The organism is Pseudoduganella sp. R-34 (assembly GCF_049904655.1).
In the GTDB taxonomy this organism is placed as follows: domain Bacteria; phylum Pseudomonadota; class Gammaproteobacteria; order Burkholderiales; family Burkholderiaceae_D; genus Rugamonas.
The window spans coordinates 2,566,447-2,587,707 of sequence record NZ_CP184572.1; the positions used below are offsets into that span (position 1 = coordinate 2,566,447).

The 21,261-nt window shown below is 61.5% G+C and carries 17 protein-coding genes; 13 read left to right on the plus strand and 4 right to left on the minus strand.

Annotated features, from left to right (window positions below; genetic code table 11):
• Window position 1: 1 nt before the first annotated feature.
• The 4 genes from ACN9MW_RS11830 to ACN9MW_RS11845 form a co-directional block, all read right to left on the minus strand.
• Complete coding sequence (locus ACN9MW_RS11830) at window positions 2-2,089, minus strand: putative bifunctional diguanylate cyclase/phosphodiesterase (RefSeq protein WP_426170913.1); 2,088 nt, start codon at window positions 2,087-2,089, stop codon at window positions 2-4.
• A gap of 4 nt (window positions 2,090-2,093) precedes the next feature.
• Window positions 2,094-5,042 (minus strand): response regulator, encoded by a 2,949-nt coding sequence (locus ACN9MW_RS11835; protein WP_426170915.1) that lies wholly within the window; start codon window positions 5,040-5,042, stop codon window positions 2,094-2,096.
• 84 nt (window positions 5,043-5,126) lie between these two features.
• A complete protein-coding gene (locus ACN9MW_RS11840) occupies window positions 5,127-5,327 on the minus strand; it encodes a YbdD/YjiX family protein (protein WP_130313223.1) in 201 nt (66 codons plus the stop codon).
• Between the two features lie 4 nt (window positions 5,328-5,331).
• Window positions 5,332-7,392, minus strand: a complete 2,061-nt coding sequence (locus tag ACN9MW_RS11845) for a carbon starvation CstA family protein (RefSeq protein ID WP_426170917.1) — start codon at window positions 7,390-7,392, stop codon at window positions 5,332-5,334.
• Between the two features lie 129 nt (window positions 7,393-7,521).
• On the opposite strand from ACN9MW_RS11845, the gene ACN9MW_RS11850 reads away from it, so the two are divergent.
• The 13 genes from ACN9MW_RS11850 (at window position 7,522) to ACN9MW_RS11910 (ending at window position 21,162) form a co-directional block, all read left to right on the plus strand.
• The gene (locus ACN9MW_RS11850; protein ID WP_426170919.1) at window positions 7,522-8,883 is read left to right on the plus strand and encodes a cache domain-containing protein; all 1,362 of its coding nucleotides are present in this window, start codon (window positions 7,522-7,524) and stop codon (window positions 8,881-8,883) included.
• Window positions 8,880-9,509, plus strand: coding sequence for a response regulator (locus ACN9MW_RS11855; protein ID WP_426170921.1), 630 nt, complete (start codon window positions 8,880-8,882; stop codon window positions 9,507-9,509). The genes ACN9MW_RS11850 and ACN9MW_RS11855 overlap by 4 nt, the downstream gene beginning before the upstream one ends.
• Window positions 9,510-9,802: 293 nt before the next feature.
• Window positions 9,803-10,741 carry an HDOD domain-containing protein gene (locus tag ACN9MW_RS11860; RefSeq protein WP_426170923.1) on the plus strand — a complete coding sequence of 313 codons (939 nt, stop codon included), beginning with the start codon at window positions 9,803-9,805 and terminating at the stop codon, window positions 10,739-10,741.
• A 2-nt stretch (window positions 10,742-10,743) separates the two neighbouring features.
• Window positions 10,744-12,801, plus strand: a complete 2,058-nt coding sequence (locus ACN9MW_RS11865) for a putative bifunctional diguanylate cyclase/phosphodiesterase (protein ID WP_426170924.1) — start codon at window positions 10,744-10,746, stop codon at window positions 12,799-12,801.
• Window positions 12,802-12,803: 2 nt separating this feature from the next.
• The gene (locus tag ACN9MW_RS11870; RefSeq protein WP_426170926.1) at window positions 12,804-13,601 is read left to right on the plus strand and encodes a substrate-binding periplasmic protein; all 798 of its coding nucleotides are present in this window, start codon (window positions 12,804-12,806) and stop codon (window positions 13,599-13,601) included.
• A 122-nt stretch (window positions 13,602-13,723) separates the two neighbouring features.
• Window positions 13,724-15,118 carry a DUF6861 domain-containing protein gene (locus tag ACN9MW_RS11875; protein ID WP_426170927.1) on the plus strand — a complete coding sequence of 465 codons (1,395 nt, stop codon included), beginning with the start codon at window positions 13,724-13,726 and terminating at the stop codon, window positions 15,116-15,118.
• Between the two features lie 11 nt (window positions 15,119-15,129).
• Complete coding sequence (locus ACN9MW_RS11880) at window positions 15,130-15,756, plus strand: GAD-like domain-containing protein (protein ID WP_426170928.1); 627 nt, start codon at window positions 15,130-15,132, stop codon at window positions 15,754-15,756.
• Window positions 15,757-15,760: 4 nt separating this feature from the next.
• Window positions 15,761-16,372, plus strand: a complete 612-nt coding sequence (locus ACN9MW_RS11885; RefSeq protein ID WP_426172177.1) for a GAD-like domain-containing protein — start codon at window positions 15,761-15,763, stop codon at window positions 16,370-16,372.
• Window positions 16,373-16,406: 34 nt separating this feature from the next.
• Window positions 16,407-17,018: a GAD-like domain-containing protein gene (locus ACN9MW_RS11890; protein WP_426170929.1), complete on the plus strand. Its 612-nt coding sequence runs from the start codon at window positions 16,407-16,409 to the stop codon at window positions 17,016-17,018.
• A 15-nt stretch (window positions 17,019-17,033) separates the two neighbouring features.
• On the plus strand, window positions 17,034-17,660 hold the full coding sequence (locus ACN9MW_RS11895) for a GAD-like domain-containing protein (RefSeq protein ID WP_426170931.1): 627 nt from the start codon (window positions 17,034-17,036) through the stop codon (window positions 17,658-17,660).
• A 1-nt stretch (window position 17,661) separates the two neighbouring features.
• Window positions 17,662-18,270 (plus strand): GAD-like domain-containing protein, encoded by a 609-nt coding sequence (locus ACN9MW_RS11900; protein ID WP_426170932.1) that lies wholly within the window; start codon window positions 17,662-17,664, stop codon window positions 18,268-18,270.
• Window positions 18,267-18,881 carry a GAD-like domain-containing protein gene (locus ACN9MW_RS11905; protein ID WP_426170933.1) on the plus strand — a complete coding sequence of 205 codons (615 nt, stop codon included), beginning with the start codon at window positions 18,267-18,269 and terminating at the stop codon, window positions 18,879-18,881. Before ACN9MW_RS11900 ends, ACN9MW_RS11905 begins: the two co-directional genes overlap by 4 nt.
• Before the next feature lie 103 nt (window positions 18,882-18,984).
• Window positions 18,985-21,162, plus strand: coding sequence for a WD40/YVTN/BNR-like repeat-containing protein (locus tag ACN9MW_RS11910; protein ID WP_426170934.1), 2,178 nt, complete (start codon window positions 18,985-18,987; stop codon window positions 21,160-21,162).
• Window positions 21,163-21,261: the final 99 nt, after the last annotated feature.

Below are 21,261 nucleotides of genomic sequence, written 5' to 3' on the forward strand. Positions count from 1 at the left end.
GTCAAGTTGACGCGATGCCCGTCGGGCATGCGCCCAGCATCTGGCTGATGGCTTCCTGCGGGGCGGGGCGGCCGAGCAGGTAACCCTGGGCCATGTCGCAACCGTAGTGCTTCAGCAGGTCGAGCTGTTCGGGCGTTTCGACGCCTTCGGCCACCACGATCATCTTCAGGCCGTGCGCCATGGCGATGATGGCGCGCGTGATGGCGGCGTTTTCGCTGTCCTGCGGCAGTCCGCTGATGAAGCTCTTGTCGATCTTCAGGGCGCGCACGTCGAAACGTTTCAGGTAGCTCATGGACGAATAGCCGGTGCCGAAATCGTCGATCGACAGGAATACGCCGATGCCGCGCAACTGTTCCAGCGTGGCCAGCGTGGCGAGGGCGTTGTCCATCAATGTGCCCTCGGTCAGCTCCAGCTCCAGCAGGCCCGGATCGAGCCCGGTATCCTGCAATACCGCCAGCACGATCTGCGCCAGGTTTTCATCCTTGAACTGGCGCGCGGAGAGGTTGACTGCCATGCGGACAGGACGATCGCATTCGCGCTGCCAGGCGCGGGCCTGCCAGCAGGCTGTGCGCAACACCCATTCGCCGATCGGCACGATCAGGCCAGTCTCCTCCGCAAGCGGAATGAACTCCGTGGGAGGGATGATGCCGTGTTCCGGATGGCGCCAGCGTATCAGCGCTTCCACGCCGACGATGCGCGTGGTGGGCACGTCGACCTGGGGTTGGTACAGCAGGTAAAGCTCGTTGTTCTGCAAGGCCTTGCGCAAGCCCACCTCCAGCTTGACGTGGCTCATGATCTGCATCGTGAGCGAGGAGCTGTATAGCTTGGCGTTGTTCTTGCCGCAGTTCTTGGCGTGGTACATGGCGGTGTCGGCGAACTTGAGCAGCGAGGTGCAGTCTTCGCCGTCTTCCGGGTAGAGCGAAATGCCGATACTGGCGGTGACGAAGATTTCATGGCCGTCCAGGTTGAAGGGGCGGCGCATGGCGTCCTTCACGCGATGGGCGACGGCCAGGGCGTCGTCCACGCGCTCGATATCGGGCAGCAGGATCGTGAATTCATCGCCGCCCAGGCGGGCCAGGCTGCTCAAGTGGTCGCTGGGGCGTATGGTTTCGCGCAGGCGCTCGGTGACGATCTGCAGCAGCAGGTCGCCGACATTATGGCCCAGCGTATCGTTGATGCGCTTGAAGGAGTCCAGGTCCATGAACAGGATGGCGAACTTGCGCTGTTCGCGCTGCGAGCGCTCCAGCTCGCGCTCCAGCGTCTCGAGGAATGCCTGGCGATTCGGGATGCCGGTCAGGCTATCGCAATAGGCCAGCTTGCGGATCTGTTCTTCGGTGCGTTTGCGCTCACTGATGTCGCGCACCAGGCCGAGGACCTCGCCCGAGGCTGTGCCGACCAAACGCGCTTCAAAGTGGTGGCTGACGCCGTCGCGCGTCAATTCGTAATCGACCGAGTGCACGGAAGTGGAATGCAGCACGGCCGACAGTTGATCCAGCATGCGGCTTGCGATCGGGGCGGGCAGCACGTCGCGGATGTGGCGCCCCACGCATTCGCGGCTGGCGAAATCGGCCCCAGGCTCATGGCCTTCTTCGTAATCGAGGTAGTAGCCGTCGGCGCTGAGGCGGAAGAAGGTGTCGGGGATCGCGGCCAGCACGGCGCGGTTGTGGGCGTCGGCAATGCGCAGGCGGGCGATGGCATCGCTGGCGCGCAGCACATAGAGCACGCGGTGCCCGAGGATGGGCCAGTTGATCGGCTTGGAGACGAAGTCGGTGGCGCCGGCTTCATAGGCTTGCGTGACTGCGCCCAGGTCGTCGCCGCCGGTGACCATGATGACGGGAACGTGCGATGAGCTTTCCAGCTTGCGGATGGCGCGGCAGACGGAAAAGCCGTCGAGCAGCGGCATGTCGACGTCGAGCAGCACCAGGTCTGGCGCGTTGTCGCGGAAGCTGGCGATGGCCGCACGGCCATCGCTCGCTTCCACGGCGTCGAGCCCGACCTGGGCCAGCATTTCAAGCATCAACAGGCGCATGACGGGATCGTCGTCCGCCACCAGCACGGTGCCGCGTTTGGGTGAATAGAGCGCTGCCATGATTTCATGCTCCCTTCGGCAGAATGAGGCTGAGCGAATGCCGGACTGACTGGAATTCGCGCTCCAGTTGCGCTATCAGGTCTGCCGCACCATCGGTCTGGCCGGTGCGGGCAAGCTGTTCCAGGTCGCGGAACAGCCGGGCCAGCGTATCGGCGCCGACGTTGGCGCTGCTCGATTTCAGGCTGTGGGCGGTCTTGCGGATGGTGTTTGGGTCGCTTTCTGCGACCGCTTCGTGCAAGGCTGCGAGCTGGCGGGGCGTGTCTTGCAGGAAGGTGGCCAGCACGCGCTGCAGCAATGCCTCTCCTTGCCCTGCGCTGAGGGCGCGGATGGCGTCAAGCGCGAGCGGGTTGATGGCTGCGGGCATGGCTTGCAGGGGGGGGCGCACATGGCCTGCATCGGCTGGCTCGGCTGGGGGCGGGGCGTGCGCCTTGTGGTTGCCGACGGCGCTTGCTGGTGGTGCCTGGCCGGACGCGGCGCGCACTGCGAGAGCTACGGATAGCGCGCTGGCGGAGGCGCGGCTGTCCGGGGCCGTGGCCGGCAATGCGGCAGGCGCCGGGCGGGGCAGGGCGATCCACCGGCCAAGCGTATCGGCCAGGGCCTGTTGCGAGAACGGCTTGCTGATGTAATCGTCCATCCCCGCCGCAAGGCAGCGTTCACGGTCCCCTTGCAGGGCGTTGGCGGTGATGGCGACGATAGGCGTGGCGCGTGCGCGGCCGCGCTGCTGCTCCAGCCGGCGGATTTCGGCGGTGGCGGCCATGCCGTCCATCACCGGCATCATGCAGTCCATCAGCACCAGGTCGTAGTCGCCCGCCCGCACGGCCGCCAGCGCCTCCTCGCCGTTGGCAGCGCAGGCCACTTCCATGCCCAGGCCGCGCAGCATGGCCGACGCCACTTCCACATTGACGGGATTATCTTCCGCCAGCAGGGCGCGCGGGCGTTGGCCGAGGCGAGGACGCAGCGAGGCCTGGGACTGCGATGCGCCGCCGTGCGCAGCAGCGCCCACGCCTTCATTGGCCCGCACCGGCGTCACGATGCAGTCGTACAGGTCCGGCTCGCGCACCGGCTTGATAAGCTGGAACGCCACGCCGGCGGCACGGCGCTGCACCTGGTCCGCTGCATTGCGCTCGGAGGCCAGCAAGATCAGGCGGATGCCCGAAATGTCGGGATCGGCCTTGATCTCGGCCGCCAGCGCCAGCCCGCCGATATCGTCCAGCCCCATGTCAAGCAGCGCCACGTCGTAGGGCGTCCCCCGTGCGGCCGCCGCGTGCAGCTCGCGCAAGGCATCGGCGGCGCTTGGTGCGCAATGCCCCTGCAAGTGCCAGCGGCCCAGCAGGCGCTGGAGCGCCAGCGCGCTCTCGGCCTGGCGATCGACCACCAGCGCGCGCAAGCCCTTGGTCGGTTTTTGCTGGAAGCCTGCATCATCCGCGTCCACGCGCCGCTTGTCGAATTGCACGGTGAACCAGAACACCGAACCGCGTCCCAGCGCGTTGTCGACGCCGATCGAGCCTCCCATCAACTCCACCAGCTGCTTGGAAATCGCCAATCCCAGCCCGGTACCGCCATGCTTGCGGGTAGTCGAGCCATCGCCCTGCGAGAACGAGTCGAAAATGTGGGCCCGCGCCTCGCGTGAAACGCCGATGCCGGTATCTTGCACTTCTATGCGCAGGCGCGCCGATTGCGCGTCTTCCTCCGCCACGCGAACCGCCACCTTGATCCGTCCCTGGTCGGTGAACTTGACCGCGTTGCCCAGCAGGTTGACGATCACCTGCCGCAGCCGGTTTGGGTCGCCGCAGATCGCCAGCGGAATATTGTTCGCCACAGCAAACTCCATCTCGATGCCCTTGGCCTGGGCCTGCGGCGCAAACACGTTCTCGATATCGTCAAGGAGTTCGCGCAGGTTGAAGTTGATGTATTCGACGGTCAGCTTGCCCGCTTCAACCTTGGAAAAGTCGAGGATGTCGTTGATGATCACCAGCAGGTGCTCTCCCGAGCGACGCACCATGCTGGTGTAGTGGCGCTGGGTCTCGGTCAGCTCGGTCGCCGCCAGCAGCTCGGCCATGCCCAGCACCCCGTTCATCGGCGTGCGGATTTCGTGCGACATATTGGCCAGGAACGCGCTCTTGGCCTGGCTGGCCGCTTCCGCCGAATCCTTGGCTTTTTCCAGTTGCGCAGTGCGGATGCTGACCTGGCGTTCCAGTTCGCCGCGGTACTGCGCCAGCTTGGTGTCGCGGCTCTCGATCTGCGCCAGCATGCCGTTGAAGCTGTCGATCAGCGTGCCCAGTTCATCGCTGCGCTGGTGCTGCACCTGGGCGTAGGTCTGGCTGCTGCTCACCTTGTCCGCCGCCGCGATCAGCTGCGCAATGGGCGCCGCAATGCCTTCGCGAAAGCGCGCCGACAGCACCAGGGCCAGCCCGAAGGAGGAAACGGTGGCCGCCGCCGTAATGCCAAGGTTGCGCAGGATGCCAAGCCACAGCGAAGCCTGGCCGGCCTCGATCATCACCGCCCCGATCACATGCTGGCGCACCCGCACCGGCCGGTAAAGCCGCAGCAGCGGCGCCCACGGCGGCCCGTCACGCTCGGCCAGTTCGCCCGACGCCAGTTGCCGCAAGCGCGGCGCATCCAGCGCAATGGGCGCCGGTTCGCGCTGGGCAGGGTAGGAGGCAAACAGCCTGCCGTCCCGGTCGAACAGGGCGGCGCGCGTGATGTCGCTCTTGACCGCCAGCGCGGCCAGGGCCTGTTCGGCAGTCGGCCGGTCGGCATAAAGCAGGGAAGAGACGCTGTTGGCGCCGATGACATCAGCCAGCGAGGTTAGCTGCTTGCGCTCCTCGCTGGTGTGGGAAAGGATGGACGCGACGGCGAATGCCACGAACACCAGCAGCAGGGCGCTGCCGGTGGTGAGCACCGAGATGATGGTCAGTTTCTGGCTTAGGCCGGACCGTTCGAAATTGAGCATTTTCGCCGCCGAAGGACGATTCCATCGGGCAAAGAATAAATGCTAAGAATTTCGACACTTTGATCTGGCTCTAACTTCCAGTTACTAGCAGCAGCCACCCCGCTTGCCGGCGCCGCCGTAGCGCGCTTCCTGGCGTTCGCGGAAGAATTCCTCGTAGCTCATCACGGGCTCACCCGGGTGGGTGGTCTCGCGATGGGCGACGTAGGTGTCGTATTCCGGCAGGCCGCACATCAGCCGCATGCTCTGTCCGAGGTAGCGGCCTGCCTTGACGATTTCGCCGAGCATGGCTTTACTTGGCCGCGGCGGCGTATTGGGCCGGGGCTTCGTTGTGGGTCGGGCGGCTGGCGTTCCAGGCAGCCAGCGCGGTGCGCACGCCAAATACCAGTACGCTGACCACGACGATCATGAAGAAGGCTGCCAGGCCTGCATCGAGGTAGTCGTTGAAGATGACCTGCTGCATCTGCTCGATCGACTTGGCCGGGGCCAGCACTTTGCCGTCCGTCAGGGCCGCCTGGTATTTCGCGGCGTGGGCCATGAAGCCGATCTTCGGATTGGCGTCGAAGATCTTCTGCCAGCCGGCGGTCAGGGTGCACAGCAGCAGCCAGATGGTCGGCAGGATGGTGACCCAGGCGTATTTGGCGCGCTTCATCTTGAACAGCACGCAGGTCGCCAGGATCAGCGCAATCGCGGCCAGCATCTGGTTGGCGATGCCGAACAGCGGCCACAGGGTGTTGATGCCGCCCAGCGGATCGACCACGCCCTGGTACAGGAAGTAACCCCAGGCAGCCACGCACAGGCCGGTGGCCAGCAGGCTGGCGAACACGGAGTCGGTGCGTTTCAGCGACGGTGCGAAGGAGCCCAGCAAATCCTGCAGCATGAAGCGGCCGGCGCGGGTGCCCGCATCGACAGCGGTCAGGATGAACAGGGCTTCGAACAGGATGGCGAAGTGGTACCAGAACGCCATCATGGCCTTGCCGCCCACCACGTTGGACAGGATGTGCGCCATGCCCACCGCCAGGGTCGGTGCGCCGCCGGCGCGGGAGATGATGGTGGATTCGCCCACGTCCTTGGCGGTCTGCGTCAGCATTTCAGGCGTGACGTAGAAGCCCCATTGGGAAATCGCCTGCGCTGCAGATTCGGCGGTGGTGCCGAGCAGTGCGGCCGGGCTGTTCATCGCGAAGTACACGCCTGGCTCGATGGTCGAAGCGGCCACCAGCGCCATGATGGCGACGAAGGATTCCATCAGCATCGCACCGTAGCCGATGAAGCGGGCGTGGGTTTCGTTCTCGATCATCTTCGGCGTGGTGCCGGAGGAGATCAGCGCGTGGAAGCCGGACACGGCGCCGCAGGCGATGGTGATGAACAGGAAGGGGAACAGGTTGCCGGACCATACAGGGCCGGTGCCGTCGATGAACTTGGTGATCGACGGCATCTGCAGCATCGGCGCCACGATCAGGATGCCCAGCGCCAGGCCGACAATGGTGCCAATCTTCAGGAAGGTGGACAGGTAGTCGCGCGGCGCCAGCAGCAGCCACACCGGCAGCACGGAAGCGATGAAGCCATAGCCGATCAGCATCCAGGTCAGTTCAGTGCCGGAGAAGGTGAACATCGGCGCGAGGGCAGGGTTTTCCTGCACCCACTGGCCGCCGAAGATGGCCAGCATCAGCAGCACGAAGCCGATCAGCGACACTTCGCCGACGCGGCCGACGCGGATATAGCGGGAGTAGACGCCCATGAACAGCGCAATCGGGATGGTCGCCATCACGGTGAAGGAGCCCCATGGCGAGTGCGCCAGCGCCTTCACCACGATCAGCGCCAGCACGGCCAGGATGATCACCATGATCATGAAGGTGCCCAGCAGCGCGATATTGCCCGGGATCGGGCCCAGTTCGGACTTGATCAGGTCGCCGAGCGAGCGGCCATCGCGGCGGGTGGAAATGAACAGCACCATGAAGTCCTGCACCGCGCCGGCGAACACCACGCCGGCCAGGATCCACAGCATGCCGGGCAGGTAGCCCATCTGCGCCGCCAGCACGGGGCCGACCAGCGGGCCGGCGCCGGCAATCGCGGCGAAGTGGTGGCCGAACAGAACGTTCTTATTGGTTGGCACGTAGTCCAGGCCATCGTTGTACTTATGGGCCGGGGTCAGGCGGTTGGCCTCCAGGCCCATGACGTTTTTGGCAATAAACAGGCTGTAGAAGCGGTACGCGATCAGGTACACGCAAACGGCTGCAATCACCAGCCAGATGGCGCTGACAGGTTCGCCGCGCTTGAGGGCAATCACGCCCAGGGCGCCGGCACCGAGCACCGACATCGCTGCCCAGCCAAGTTTCTTCATAACGGGATTCATCGGGGTCTCCTCCAAGGATGAATGGCCAGTATTCAGGAATTGAATATCTGTCACAAGCGCACCACTACGCAAACGCCGTCCGTATAACTACGTAGGACAAGCGCCCGGCAGCGGGCTTACAATCGCCGCATGAAGCTGCGGCAAAAGTTCCTGTTCCTGGCCATTGCGCCCCTGATCCTGGCCTTGTGCGCGATCGCCGTCGCGGTGCGCTACCAGGCGACGACGCTCGCCCGCCAGCAGCGCGACACCATCCAGCAGGCCTACCTGGCCAGCAAGGAAGCGGAGCTCAAGCACTACGTCACCCTGGCCAATCACTCGATTGCCCACCTGGTCAAATCCGGGCGCAAGGACCAGGCCACGCTGGACGAAGCGAAACGCATCCTGTCGACCCTGAGCTTCGGTGACGATGGTTATTTCTTCGTCTACGACATGCAGGGCAATTCGCTGATGCATCCGCGCCAGCCGGAGCTGGTGGGCCAGAACCTGTTCATGCTGAAGGACCAGGAAGGCAATCCCACCATCCAGCGCCTGCTGGCACGCGCCCGCGAAGGCGGAGGGCTGGAGCGCTACAACTGGGTCAAGCCCTCCACCCACAAGCCGGCGCCCAAGCTTGGTTACGTGATCCCGCTGCCCGAATGGGGCTGGATGCTGGGCACCGGCATCTATCTCGACGACGTCGATGCAGCGCTGGCCAAGGTTGACGCCCAGCAGCGCGGCAACATCCGCAATACCCTGCTGTGGATGGCGGCGATTGCGGCGCTGGCCCTGGTAGCGGTCGGCGTATCGGGCCTGGCGCTGAATATCCGCGAATACCGCGTCGCCGATGCCAAGCTCAAGGTGCTGGCGCAGCGCGTGGTCGAATCGCAGGAAGAGGAGAGGGCGCGCCTGTCGCGCGACCTGCACGACGGCATCAGCCAGTGGCTGGTGTCGATCAAGCTGCAGATCGAGGCCGGCATCATCCGCCTCGGCAACCCCGCGCAACAGGACAAGGCCAAGGCGGCTTTCGAACACACGGCGGAGCAGTTGAACAATGTGCTGGGAGAGGTGCGCCGCATCTCGCACAACCTGCGTCCCGCCATCCTGGACGACCTGGGCCTGGCCGCCGCGCTCGACCACCTGGCCGCCGAATTTCGCGAGCACATCGGCGTCGACGTGGCCTTCATCGCCAACGGCTGCACCGACCGCCTGCCGGACGTGGCGAACACGGTGCTGTTCCGCATTGCGCAGGAGGCGCTGACCAATATCGAGCGCCATGCTGCGGCGACCAGCATCAATATCGGCCTCGAAGGCGATGCCGAAGGCGTCACGCTGCGCATTGCCGACAATGGCAGCGGCTTCGATGCCGAGGGCATCGCCGGCCATCCGAAGCGCGGCATCGGATTACGGAATATGATGGAGCGCATGGAAGCGATCGGCGGCCAGTTCCGCATCGAGTCCTCGCCAGCCGGCACCACGGTGCTGGCGCGTGTAGACAACAAGGGCAAAAAATGAGTGAGCTGCGGACAAGGATCCTGCTGGTAGACGACCACCCCCTCGTACGCGACGGCCTGCGCGCGCGGCTGGAAGCGATGGCCCAGTTCGAAGTAGTAGGCGAGGCAGGCAGCGCCGCCGAGGCGCTGGAAGCTGCCGGCCTGCACAGCCCCGACCTGGTCCTGATGGACATCAATATGCGCGGCACCAATGGCATCGAAGCGACGGCCCTGTTCAAGCGCCAGTACCCGTCGATTGCAGTGCTGATCCTGTCGATGCACGACAAGCTGGAATACGTGACCCAGGCCATCCAGGCAGGCGCCCGCGGCTACGTGCTGAAAGACGCGCCGGGCAAGGATATCGTGGTCGCCATCGAAACCGTGATGGCCGGCGGCATCTACTACAGCGCCAACCTGGCGCAGCAGCTGGCCAAGCCCATGGCGCAGGACAACCATCTCACCACCCGCGAAGCGGAAGTGCTGCGCCACCTCGCCAATGGAGAATCGAACAAGCATATCGCGCGCGAGCTGGACCTCAGCGTGCGCACGGTGGAAACCCACCGCCTCAATATCAAGCGCAAGCTCGGCATCGAGGGACAGGCAGAATTGATCAAGTTTGCGGTACAACACGCACAATTCGACAAATAGAAATTGCTAAATAGCTCAGGAATGTATCGTTGCAGGTACAATCCGGCAATTCGATTGCTCCCTCTATCCCCAAAAAGCTGACTTTTCAGCAATTTCTGTTATATTCCCGGAGTCTTGTAACACAGGGTGTCAGCGGGCGCTCAATGGTTGCTTTACATCAATAAACCATTTACCATTGTTCGTATTGCCACACCGAGATTCCGATGTCTGCGTCAGATCCGAATTCGTTTCCGCTGGTGGGAATCAAGCCTGTCCTGGATACCCAAAACCACTGGGCAGGACTGGCGTTTCAAATGCCGGCAGCGGCTTCGCTGCCCGCGCTGCAATTGCTCCTTGGCTGTCCTGAATCCGAAGCACTGGGTTCGCTCGATTACTACATTCCCCTCGCCGATCCGCTTGCCATCGAGGCCAGCCGGCTCGATGGCCTGCCGCTCGCACGCATCGTATTCACCGTCTCCGCCGCGCAGATGGCCGACAGCGCAGTGCAGCAGCGTTGCAAGCAACTGGCCGAGCGCGGACTGCGCTTGCTGGCCGATGGTGAAGCGGGCGTCGCACCGGCCCAGGCCTGTCTCCGCAGCGAACTGCCGCGCGCGCAGCAGCATGAAGCGGCGCAAGGCGACGGCACCACCCGCAAACGCTTGCTTGCCCTGCTTGGCCTGCTGGCCCGGGACGCCGATTCGCGCGAGCTGGAAATCCTGCTGAAACAGGACCCGGCGCTGTCCTTCCAGTTGCTCAAGCTGGTCAATTCAGCCGCCTTCGCGCCGAACAGCAACCCTATCCACAATTTCGGGCAGGCCATCAACCTGCTGGGCCGCCGCCAACTGCAACGCTGGCTGCAACTGCTGCTGTACGCGCGCCAGCAAGCGGACGGCCCGGCCAATGCCCTGCTGCCGCTGGCTGCCCTGCGCGCCGCGCAAATGGAAGCCCTGTGCAAGCTGCGCGAAGGCGACCGCGATGAGCAGGACATGGCGTTCCTGGTCGGCGTGTTCTCGCTGCTCGACGTATTGCTGGCAATGCCCATGACCGACATCGTATCGGCACTGAACCTCGACCTGGACGTCGTTGCTGCCCTGCTGGACCGCACTGGCGAACTGGGTGAGATGCTGGCGCTGGTGGAAATGCACGAACCGCAGGCGAGCGCGCTGCGCGACGTCGGCATCGACAATGAGACCTATTGGCGCAGCCTGTTGCAGGCCTACCATTGGGCGCTCCAGGTCAGCAGGAACGTGTGAGCATGCCCGCGCAACCGGTTGCCAATTTCCTCGCCAGCAGCGCCGCCGTGTGCGATGCCGTGCTGCGCCTGCGCGGGCACGCGCTGGTGGAGGAGCTTGGCCGCGTCGCGCGCGAGGTCACCGGCAGCCCGCACGGCCGCTACGTGCCGCGCGACATGACGCCGGCCACCGGCCTGCCGGGATGGGAAAGCGGCTTGTCGCAGCTGATCCAGTTCGACAGCCAGTATTTCGGCCGCTTTGAAGTATCCGGTCTCGCATCCTATACCGACGCCAACCGGCAGAATCTCGCCAGCCTCGCCAGCCTGGCCGCCAGCATACTGCAAGTGCATTCGGTAGCGCAGCGCACCACCCACGCCTATGTGCAGGTGGAAGCGCGCCTGCAGCACCAGACGCAGATCCTGGACCAGATCCACGAGTCGGTACTGACCATGGACCCGAACGGCTTCATCACAAGCTGGAACAAGGGCGCCGAGCGCCTGTTCGGCTATTCGGCGGTGGAAGCGGTCGGCCGCAACATCATCTTCCTCTACGACGACGAAGACGAAGACCTCGGCGATGCATTCCTGGAGCAGGGCGGCCGCCTGATGGAAGTGCGCCGCAAGAAAAAGAACGGCGAAGTATTCTGGGCCAGCCTGTCGCTGTCGCAGCTATGCGATATGGAAGACCGCTCGATCGGCCTGATCGCCTACCTGACCGACATCACGGAGCGCAAGCGGGCGGAGGAGCGCATCCACCACCTCGCATACTACGATGCGCTGACCAACCTGCCGAACCGTTCGCTGCTGACCAAGCTGGTCGACCAGGCCTTGATCGTGGCCCAGCGCAGCAAGGCGCACGGCTGCGTGATGTTCATCGACCTGAACCGCTTCAAGCTGATCAACGACACCCTGGGCCGCGCCGTGGGCGACGCGCTGCTGCGCGAAATTTCGCAGCGCTTCCGCCTGGCCCTGCGCGACCAGGACGTGGTGGCGCGGCTGTCCGGCGACGAATTCGCGGTTGGCCTGTTCGACATCCACCAGCATTACGAAGCAAGCATGGTGGCAAACAAGCTGCTGTCGGCGCTGAACGAGCCTTTCCTGATCGATGGCCATGACTTGCGCGTCAGCGCCTCGATCGGCATCAGCGTCTACCCGCAGGATGGCAACGACGCGGAAACCCTGCTGCGCCTGGCCGATATCGCCATGTATCGCGCCAAGCAGAATGCTTCGACCGACGGCGAGCATATCGCCTTCTACAGCCAGGACATGAACAAGGGCATGCAAGAGCGCATGCGCATCGAATCCGGCTTGCGCCAGGCGCTGGGCAATGGGCAGCTGCTGCTGCACTACCAGCCCAAGTTCGAAATCAGCAGCGGCAAGATCATCGGCGCCGAAGCGCTGGTGCGCTGGAAGCACCCCGAGCGCGGCCTGGTGCCGCCGGCCGAATTCATCCCGCTGGCGGAAGCGACCGGCCTGGTGGTGCAAGTCGGCGAATGGGTGCTGGAAGCTGCTTGCGCGCAGGCGCAGGCATGGAAGGAGAAAGGCTTGCCGCCGATTCGCCTGGCAGTCAATGTCTCTGCGCGCGAGTTCACTTCCGCGTTGCCAGGCCGTGTGATGGAAACGCTGCAGCGCTACGGCCTCGAACCATCCTGGCTGGAACTGGAAATCACCGAATCCACCCTGATGCACAATATCGAGCGCGTGATCGGCATCATGGATCGCCTGACAGCGGCCGGCATCACCTTGTCGCTGGACGACTTCGGCACCGGCTATTCCAGCCTGTCCTACCTGAAGCGATTCCCGATCGATACCTTGAAGATCGACCGCTCCTTCACCACCGGCATTCCGGTCGACACCAACGACTGCGCCATTGCCAGCACCATCATCAGCATTGCCCAGCAACTGAAGCACAAGGTGATTGCCGAGGGTGTGGAAACGCCGGAACAACTGGCCTTCCTCAAGGATTCCGGCTGCGACGAAGTACAGGGCTACCTGTTCTCGCGCCCCCTGCCGGCCGAGGAGTTCGAAGAGGCCCTGGTGCAGAACTGGGCGCCGCCAGAACGTATCGCCGCGGCAGGCTGACCATGTTGCGCGCCGCCCTCCTGGCCATGCTGGTTTCCTGCTCCGCGCAGGCTGCAGAGCCGGCGCGCATCAGGTTCGGCCTGCAGGACGACATTGCCCCCTTTGTCATGCCCGACCGCCACAGCGGCCTGATGGTCGATGTGCTGCGAGACGCCATGGCAACGCAAGGCATCGCAGCGGATTTCCTCTACCTGCCGCAGAAGCGAACCGAGGAAGCCCTGCGCAAGGGCGTAGTCGACGTAACGACCAGTGCCAAGCCAGGGATGACGCTGCCAGGCGTGATGAGCCGCTGGCCGATAACCAGCTTCCACAACCTTGCGATCACCCGGCGCGCCAACTTGCCGCGGCTCGATTCGGTCGCCGACCTGTCGCACTACCGCGTGACCGCCTTCAATGGCGCCAGCCGCATGCTAGGCCAGGCCTACCGCGACGCAGTGCAGGGCAATGCTCGCTACTCAGAACCCTTGACGCTGCAATCACCGCTGCTGGTGCTGAAGCAGGTGGACGTAGTGATCTCGCAGAAGGATATTTTCAACTTCTACCTGGACCGGCAGTCCTACCTGCGCGATGGCGATTTCGACCTGGTGTATCACGACATCCTCGGCAAGCCGAATGAATATTGGTTTGCCTTCCGAACGGTCGAAATGCGTGAAAGCTTCGAGCGCGGCATCGCGGCCCTGTACAAATCCGGCGACATCGACCGTATCTTCAATCGCTATAACAAAGCTTACGGCACCTCGCGTGATTTCTTCCGCCCATTGGACTGCCGCTTCGCTGCCATCAAGCCCCAGGACTGCTAGCTTATCGCGGCAGGAAGTTATTCATTGTGTCGTTCAACCTGCGCACTGCAGAACTTATCGAAAATTTAATTATTTTGCTATCCTACCGGTTTTCCAATTGAGCAACGCCAGAGGGTAGCAATTTGCTTAACCAATCGTCGCGCATATGGTCTGAACTTGAAAAACGGGAGCGCCAGGTCAGCAAGGGGCATGGCACGGGTTCGGTTTTCGACAGCATGGGACGGGCCATCAGCCCCGCGCTCCCATTCGGCATCGGCAATTTCGCAAGCCAGAGCTCACGCGTCGAGCGCGTCCAGCGCGCGCTGGAGCAGTCGGGTGACATGGCCAGAAGGATCATTGTCCAGCAACTGTCGGGCATCGACCTTTCGTCCATCTGGCACGTTCTCATCGAAGTCTGTAAAGACATGGCCCTGTACTATGGCGGCTCGGTTGTCGCCGGCGCCACGGTCGGCGCTGTCGGCGGCGCGTTCTTTGGTGGAGTCGGAGCTTTGCCGGGTGCTGCAGCCGGCGCGGCGGTGGGCTCACAAGTCGGCGCCTGGGTGATGGCGCTCTTGGGACTGAAATCGCTGATTGAAGGCATGGTGACGGCAATTCCCGAAGCCATGGAGCACTATGAACGTGGTTTCCGTGAAGCCTGGGGGCCGCCGCCGCGGGGTGAGCGAACCTGCAGTTACGCGCTAGCCGGGCCGGAACAAGGAAACGTACGCCACGCAGCCTTTGAGTTCGCCAACGGCCACGTGATCATGATCATGGCCATCCTGATGGCGCTGATGGCCTACTTCTCGCGGGGAAAAGGTAACAAAGCCCTGGCGTTGAAAGAAGTCCGTGAGAGCCCGCGCCTGGGACCAAAAGTGGCGCGCTGGATCGAGGAAAATGAAGAGAAGTTGAGCCGGCATCCGGCCTTACAATCACGCCGCAAAAATGCAGCGAGCGCGCTGGAGGAACCTGCACCTGCGCCGCCGAAACGAAAACGTCCAACTGAGGAGCCGGAACCACGGCGCCCGGCAGGTATGCCTCAAAAGAAGGTTCCGTGTTTCAAGCCGAATGACCTGCCGCAAGGAAGCCTTCCCGAATTTGACCGCCAACTGGCGGGGCAGGAAGCGGGTTTGAACGCAATGACTGTCGAGGAATACATGGAAGGCCGCAAGGCGTTCACTGCCAAAGATGCAATTCGTGATCCCAAAGTGGCGAAACAGGCTCGTGAGGGGTACGAAAGGAGACTTGTGGAAGCACTTACCATCCAATTCCGCAAAATTGGATTGTCGGTAGGCGATGCTGAAACTAAGGCCATGCAAGAAGCAGCAACTAGAATGAAGGCGTTGGCAGCCTTACATAACCCCGACATGGTCGTAGCTGGACGGGATGTTATCAGCGATTTCGGTGATCGCAATATTAACTCGCGCATCGGTTCTCAATGGCGAAGCCGAGTTGGAACACTTGATGACGCAGCAAAAGAAGTGCCAATCTCGCAACGCACCGTTGCCAAAATGAATGTAAAGCTCGAACGATGCAAATAAGGGAATAAATTATGGATGAAGACTTTGAGTACTTCCTTGAGAAAATGGGGCCGGTGATGAATAAGCGCCATGTTCCACCATCAAGCATTGCTCGCTTTCGAGGAAAACTCCCTGATCAATTGCTGGCGTATTGGGAAGAACATGGCTGGTGTGGTTATGCAGAGGGTTTATTCTGGACCGTCGATCCGCAAGAGTACGAGCCTGTTCTCGAGGCATGGATCGGTGAAACGCCCCTCATGGAAAGGGATGCGTATCACGTCATTGCGCGGAGCGCCTTCGGTGAGCTCTACTTCTGGGGCGAACAAACGGGCAACACGCTGACGTTATTTGCGCCAGGGTCGTACTGCTTTCCTACCGAACCAGCTTTTCAGGAGCATGAGCTAGAGTTTGGTATGCGAGTTTTTTTCGGCATGCGGAAACGAAAGGACAACGACTTTGCTGAAATGTTCTCGCCAGCGTTGAAGAAATTAGGCCAGTTGAAGCACGATGAAATGTATGGTTTCGTTCCTGCGCTGGCGCTCGGAGGCCCATCGGAACTGCCGCATCTTCAAAAAGTAAAAGCCGTCGAGCACTTGGTTCTTCTTGCTCAACTCGCCCCATTGGAAGTGATGAGATCGCCTACGCTTACTGATTTCTAAAGTGATGGACGAATACTTCGAGTTCTTCTTGAAAAAAATGGGGCCTGCCGTGCACAAGCGTTGCGTCCCAGCGCTGAGCATCGAACGCTTTCGAGGAAAACTCCCTGAACAATTGTTGGCATATTGGGAGGACCATGGATGGTGTGGTTACGCGGATGGTCTCTTCTGGACCGTAGATCCTCAAGAGTACGAGCCCGTACTGGAAGCCTGGATTGGTGACAGCCCATTCATGGAAAAGGACGCTTATCACATTATTGCGCGTGGCGCTTTTGGTGAGCTGTATTTTTGGGGCGAACGTACTTGCGACTCATTGAAAGTCTTTGCGCCGGGCTCCTATTGTTTTCCTCGTGAATCGGCATTCCAGCACGGAGATATGGAACGCGGCATGCGCGTCTTCTTCAGCAAGCGAGATCGTGAAGAAAATGATTTTGCTGACTTATTTGTGCCGGCCTCAGAAAAACTCGGGCCGCTAAAACACGATGAAATGTATGGTTTCGTCCCCGCATTAGCGCTGGGTGGCCCGTCGGAATTGTCGCATCTCCAAAAGGTTAAGGCTGTCGAGCACTTGGTGCTGCTGGCCCAACTCGCGCCATTGGAAGTAATGACCCCACCTTAGCTGATTGCGGGCACAGCGACCGAACAATAAAGTGATGGATGACGACTTTGAATTTTTCCTGGCACAGATGGGACCGGCGATTGAGCGGCGGCGTGTCTCAACAGCGAGCATGGCACGCTTCCGAGGAAAGCTCCCCGAGCAGCTATTGGCCTATTGGGAACAGCATGGCTGGTGTGGATACGCCGACGGATTGTTCTGGACCGTCGACCCCCAAGAGTATGAGCCGGTGTTGGAAGCATGGATCGGCGACACGCCATTTATGGAGAAGGACGCGTATCACATCATCGCGCGCAGTGCGTTTGGGAAGCTGTATTTTTGGGGAGAACGTACCGGAGACTCTCTGAAAGTGATAGCGCCTGGAGCGTATTGTTTCCCTCGTCAATCGCGCTTTCAGAATGGCAGACTCGAACTTGGCCTTCGCATGTTTTTCAGCAAACGGGATCGTGAAGAAAATGATATGGAGGGCCTTTTCTCTCCAGCGAGGGAGAAGCTAGGACAATTGAAGCATGATGAGATGTACGGCTTCGTTCCTGCATTGGCGCTGGGCGGCCCATCGGAACTGTCGCATCTTCAAAAGGTGAAAGCCGTCGAGCACTTGGTCTTACTAGCCCAACTTGCGCTATTAGAAGTAATGACCCCGCCCTAATTGATTGTTGATGCAATGGACGAACATTTCGAATTATTTCTGGAGGAGATGGGGCCGGCGATTGATAAGCGGCCCGTTCCGCCATCGAGCATTGAACGATTCCGCGGTAAGCTCCCCAGCCAGTTGTTGGCTTACTGGGAGGAGCACGGCTGGTGCGGTTATGCAGACGGGCTTTTCTGGACGGTCGATCCCCAAGAGTATGAGCCTGTGCTGGACGCATGGATTGGCGATACCGAGTTCATCGAGAGGGATGCTTATCACATCATTGCGCGAAGCGCCTTCGGTGGGTTGTACTTCTGGGGCGAACGTACCTGCGACTCGCTAACTGTGTTCGCTCCGGGCACTTACTGCTTTCCTCACGAATCAATTTTCCAGAACGGGGATATAAACCTCGGCCTTCGCACGTTCTTCGGCGTGCGTGATCGCAATGAGAACGATTTTGATGACATGTTCTCCGGCGCCCGAAAAAAACTGGGTCAATTGAAGCACGATGAAATGTATGGATTCGTTCCGGCATTGGCGCTCGGCGGTCCTGCACCCTTGTCACACCTCAAGAAGGTTAAAGCGGTTGAGCATTTGGTGTTCCTCGCACAGCTCGCCCCATTGGAAGTGATGACGCCGCATTCGCTTGCTGATTTCTAAAATGACGGACGAACATTTCGAGTTCTTTCTTGAAAAAATGGGACCGGCAGTGCACAAGCGTTGCGTCCCAGCGCAGAGTGTCGAACGCTTTCGAGGAAAACTCCCTGATCAATTGCTGGCGTATTGGGAAGAGCATGGCTGGTGTGGCTATGCTGACGGCTTGTTCTGGACCGTTGATCCGTCTGAGTATCAACCGGTCCTGGAGGCGTGGATCGCCGGTACAGGCTTCATGGCGCAGGATGCGTATCACATCATCGCGCGGAGTGCATTTGGTGAGCTGTACTTTTGGGGCGAGCGTACTGGCGAGTCCCTCCGGTTGTTTGCGCCCGGTTCTTATTGCCTTCCCGTTGATCCGGTCTTTGAAGAGGATGAGCTGGAGCTCGGTGTGCGTGCGTTCTTCAGCGTGCGAGATCGCGAGGAGAATGACTTCGCGGGCATGTTTCTCCACGCATTGGAAAAGTTGGGGCATTTGAACCACGATGAAATGTATGGTTTCTCGCCAGCGTTGGCGCTGGGAGGGGCTTCGATGTTGAAGAATCTAAGGAAGGTAAAGGCTGTCGAGCACTTGGTATTACTTGCGCAGCTCGCCCCTTTGAGGCTGATTTCGTGAATGAAGACTTCGAGTACTTCCTTGAAAATATGGGGCCGGCGATAAGCAAACGCCGTGCTCCGCCATCAAGCCTCGCACGCTTCCAGGGAAAGCTCCCTGACCAACTTTTGGCTTTCTGGGACGAGCATGGCTGGTGTGGTTATGCCGATGGCTTATTCTGGACCGTCGATCCTCAAGAGTACGAGCCGGTGTTGGAAGCATGGATCGGCGACACGCCGTTCATGGAAAGGGATGCGTATCACGTCATCGCTCGAAGCGCTTTCGGGAAGTTGTATTTATGGGGTGAGCGAACCGGAGACTCCTTAAAAGTGATGGCGCCTGGAGCCTATGGTTTTTCACGTGAATCGATTTTCCAGGGTGATAGGTTGGATTTTGCGCTGCGTTTGTTTTTCAGCAATCGAGACCGCGAAGAGAACGATTTTGCAGACCTGTTTTCTCCTGCCTTGCGTAGGCTCGGTCAACTGAAACAAGATGAGATGTACGGGTTCGTTCCGGCATTGGCGCTCGGCGGTTCCGCGGCCTTGACACACCTCAAGAAGGTCAGGGCTGTTGAGCACTTGGTGCTGCTCGCGCAGCTAGCGCCCTTACAGATCATGAACCCCGCAAATTGATCCAGGTTCCGCATTATCGGAATCCGATTTGGTGATTTTCGTAATTGCCGGGTAATCCTGTGCATTGGAGAATGCGCTTCCGATACTCACCGGGAGACGACGCATGGGGTCTTTAATTAACGCTGGCCCGATTGGTGCAGGGATGGCGGCAATCTTCTTATGCGTGGGCGCGGTTGCGGCGCCCCAGGCACCTGGCTATGTGTGGGACAGCGTGGCGATTGGCGGCGGTGGATTTGTGTCCGCCATCATTCCGAGCCGTAGCGAGGCTGGCGTGGTGTATGCCCGAACGGATGTCGGCGGCGCCTACCGCTGGGACAAGGGTGCTGGGCGCTGGATGCCGCTGCTGGACTGGCTGGGCGATGCCGACACCGGCCTGTTAGGCATCGATTCCCTGGCTGTCGATCCGCACAACGCCGCCAAAGTCTACCTGCTCGCAGGCATCAGCTACCTCCAGAATGGCCGTACCGCGATCCTGCGCTCCAGCGATTACGGCAAGACCTGGGCCGTGACGGAAACCACCGGCCAATTCAAAACGCATGGCAACGGCATGGGCCGCAATAACGGCGAGCGGCTGGCTGTCGATCCCGGCAACGGCGACGTGCTCTATGTCGGCACCCGCTGGAATGGCCTGTTCAAGAGCACGGACGCTGGCGCTAGCTGGCGCCATATGGCGAGCCTGGACGTGAAATCCACTCCGAACGGTGCGGGCATCAGCTTTGTACTGCCGGACCCGGCCAGCGTGAAGGACGGCGCAGTGCGACGCCTGTATGTTGGCGTATCGCGCTACGGCTCCGTCGGCCCCAACTTCTATCGCAGCGACGATGGCGGCGCAACATTCACGCCAGTGCAGGGTGCTCCCGCCGCGCTGATGCCGCAACGGGCGGCGCTCGATGGCGCGGGCAAGCTATACATCACGTTTGCGAACGGCGCCGGCCCACATCCGAACGACAGGCAACCCGAGCCCATGAACCGGGGACAGGTCTGGCAGTACGCCATCGATAGCGGCGCATGGCAGGACGTGACGCCAGCCGGTTTTACCTCGCCTTTCAGCGGTATCAGCGTCGATGCGAAGAACCCGCGCCGGCTCGCGGTATCCACCATCAGTACTTACCTGCCGCAGGGCGACGCCAAGGGGGACCGCCTGTTCGTCTCTAACGACGCCGGCAACAGCTGGACCGACGTCATTGCTCGTGGCTTTAAAAAGGACCTGCAAGGCGCGTCCTGGATGGCCGGACATGGCATCCACTGGGCCAGCACGTTCGAATTCGATCCTTTCGATTCAAAGGCAGCCTGGGTTACCTCCGGCAATGGCGTTTTCCATACCGCCGATATCGATGCCAAACCGGCGCGCTGGTTCTTCCACGTGCGCGGCCTGGAGGAAACGGTTCCCCTGAATGCCGTCAGCGTTCCGGGTGGGCCGTTGGTATCTGCACTGGGAGATATCGACGGTTTCCTGCACGCGAATCCCGCCCGCTATTCGCCGATCCACATGCCGCAGATGGGCACGACGTTTGGTCTCGCTGTGGCCAGTGCCAACCCTGGCGTGATGGCCCGGGTCGGCAAGGCGATGTACCTCACCACGGATGGGGGCTCGCACTGGACGCAAACGCGCTCGTTGAAGGGCGAGCAGGGCCAGCTCGCCCTGTCGTCCGATGGTGCCGTAATCCTGCACGCGCCGCGCGGCAGCCGGGAGGTGTATCGCAGCAGCGATGCAGGGACTAGCTGGAGCGTCGTGCGCGGCCTGGCCGGCGCCAATCTGCGTCCGGTCGCCGATTCGGTTGCGTCGGGACTGTTTTATGCCTACGACAACGGGGTGATGCAGGTCAGTACCGACAGCGGCGTTTCATTTGCACCGCGTGCGCGGCTGGCTGCAGGCGGTTCGCGTGTGATCAGGGCTGCACCGGGCAGGGAAGGGGATATCTGGGTTCCGCTATACGGTGGCGGACTGGCGCGCTCCACGGATGCAGGTGCCAGCTTCGCGCCCTTGGCCGGCGTTACCTATTGCGCAGCCGTCGGCTTTGGCAAGGCTGCGCCGGGCGCCGATTATCCGGCGGTCTACATCTGGGGCAGTGTCGGCGGAGTGCGGGGCATCCACCGCTCGCTGGACGGCGGCACGACCTGGCAGCGCATCAACGACGACGCAAACCAGTTCGGCGGACCTGGCGATGGCCAATTCATCGTCGGCGACATGAACCGCTTCGGCGTGGTCTACATGAGCACTGCCGGACGCGGAATCATTTACGGCCTGCCAGCCGCGGGCAAGGGGGACCCGGTGTTGTAGCAAGTAGACACATGCGAGTAGGTCTATGGTTCGGAAATCCGGGCAATTGTTTGAAAACGTTTTCAGCTTTGGTGAATTTCATAATTGCGAACGCAAAAA

What these genes read in the sequence shown, in the direction of transcription:
- ACN9MW_RS11830 (WP_426170913.1), bottom strand. Translation starts at nt 2,089, where the DNA reads ATGGCAGCGCTCTATTCACCCAAACGCGGCACCGTGCTGGTGGCGGAC.
- ACN9MW_RS11835 (WP_426170915.1), bottom strand. Translation starts at nt 5,042, where the DNA reads ATGCTCAATTTCGAACGGTCCGGCCTAAGCCAGAAACTGACCATCATC.
- ACN9MW_RS11840 (WP_130313223.1), bottom strand. Translation starts at nt 5,327, where the DNA reads ATGCTCGGCGAAATCGTCAAGGCAGGCCGCTACCTCGGACAGAGCATG.
- ACN9MW_RS11845 (WP_426170917.1), bottom strand. Translation starts at nt 7,392, where the DNA reads ATGAATCCCGTTATGAAGAAACTTGGCTGGGCAGCGATGTCGGTGCTC.
- ACN9MW_RS11850 (WP_426170919.1), top strand. Translation starts at nt 7,522, where the DNA reads ATGAAGCTGCGGCAAAAGTTCCTGTTCCTGGCCATTGCGCCCCTGATC.
- ACN9MW_RS11855 (WP_426170921.1), top strand. Translation starts at nt 8,880, where the DNA reads ATGAGTGAGCTGCGGACAAGGATCCTGCTGGTAGACGACCACCCCCTC.
- ACN9MW_RS11860 (WP_426170923.1), top strand. Translation starts at nt 9,803, where the DNA reads ATGCCGGCAGCGGCTTCGCTGCCCGCGCTGCAATTGCTCCTTGGCTGT.
- ACN9MW_RS11865 (WP_426170924.1), top strand. Translation starts at nt 10,744, where the DNA reads ATGCCCGCGCAACCGGTTGCCAATTTCCTCGCCAGCAGCGCCGCCGTG.
- ACN9MW_RS11870 (WP_426170926.1), top strand. Translation starts at nt 12,804, where the DNA reads ATGTTGCGCGCCGCCCTCCTGGCCATGCTGGTTTCCTGCTCCGCGCAG.
- ACN9MW_RS11880 (WP_426170928.1), top strand. Translation starts at nt 15,130, where the DNA reads ATGGATGAAGACTTTGAGTACTTCCTTGAGAAAATGGGGCCGGTGATG.
- ACN9MW_RS11885 (WP_426172177.1), top strand. Translation starts at nt 15,761, where the DNA reads ATGGACGAATACTTCGAGTTCTTCTTGAAAAAAATGGGGCCTGCCGTG.
- ACN9MW_RS11890 (WP_426170929.1), top strand. Translation starts at nt 16,407, where the DNA reads ATGGATGACGACTTTGAATTTTTCCTGGCACAGATGGGACCGGCGATT.
- ACN9MW_RS11895 (WP_426170931.1), top strand. Translation starts at nt 17,034, where the DNA reads ATGGACGAACATTTCGAATTATTTCTGGAGGAGATGGGGCCGGCGATT.
- ACN9MW_RS11900 (WP_426170932.1), top strand. Translation starts at nt 17,662, where the DNA reads ATGACGGACGAACATTTCGAGTTCTTTCTTGAAAAAATGGGACCGGCA.
- ACN9MW_RS11910 (WP_426170934.1), top strand. Translation starts at nt 18,985, where the DNA reads ATGGGGTCTTTAATTAACGCTGGCCCGATTGGTGCAGGGATGGCGGCA.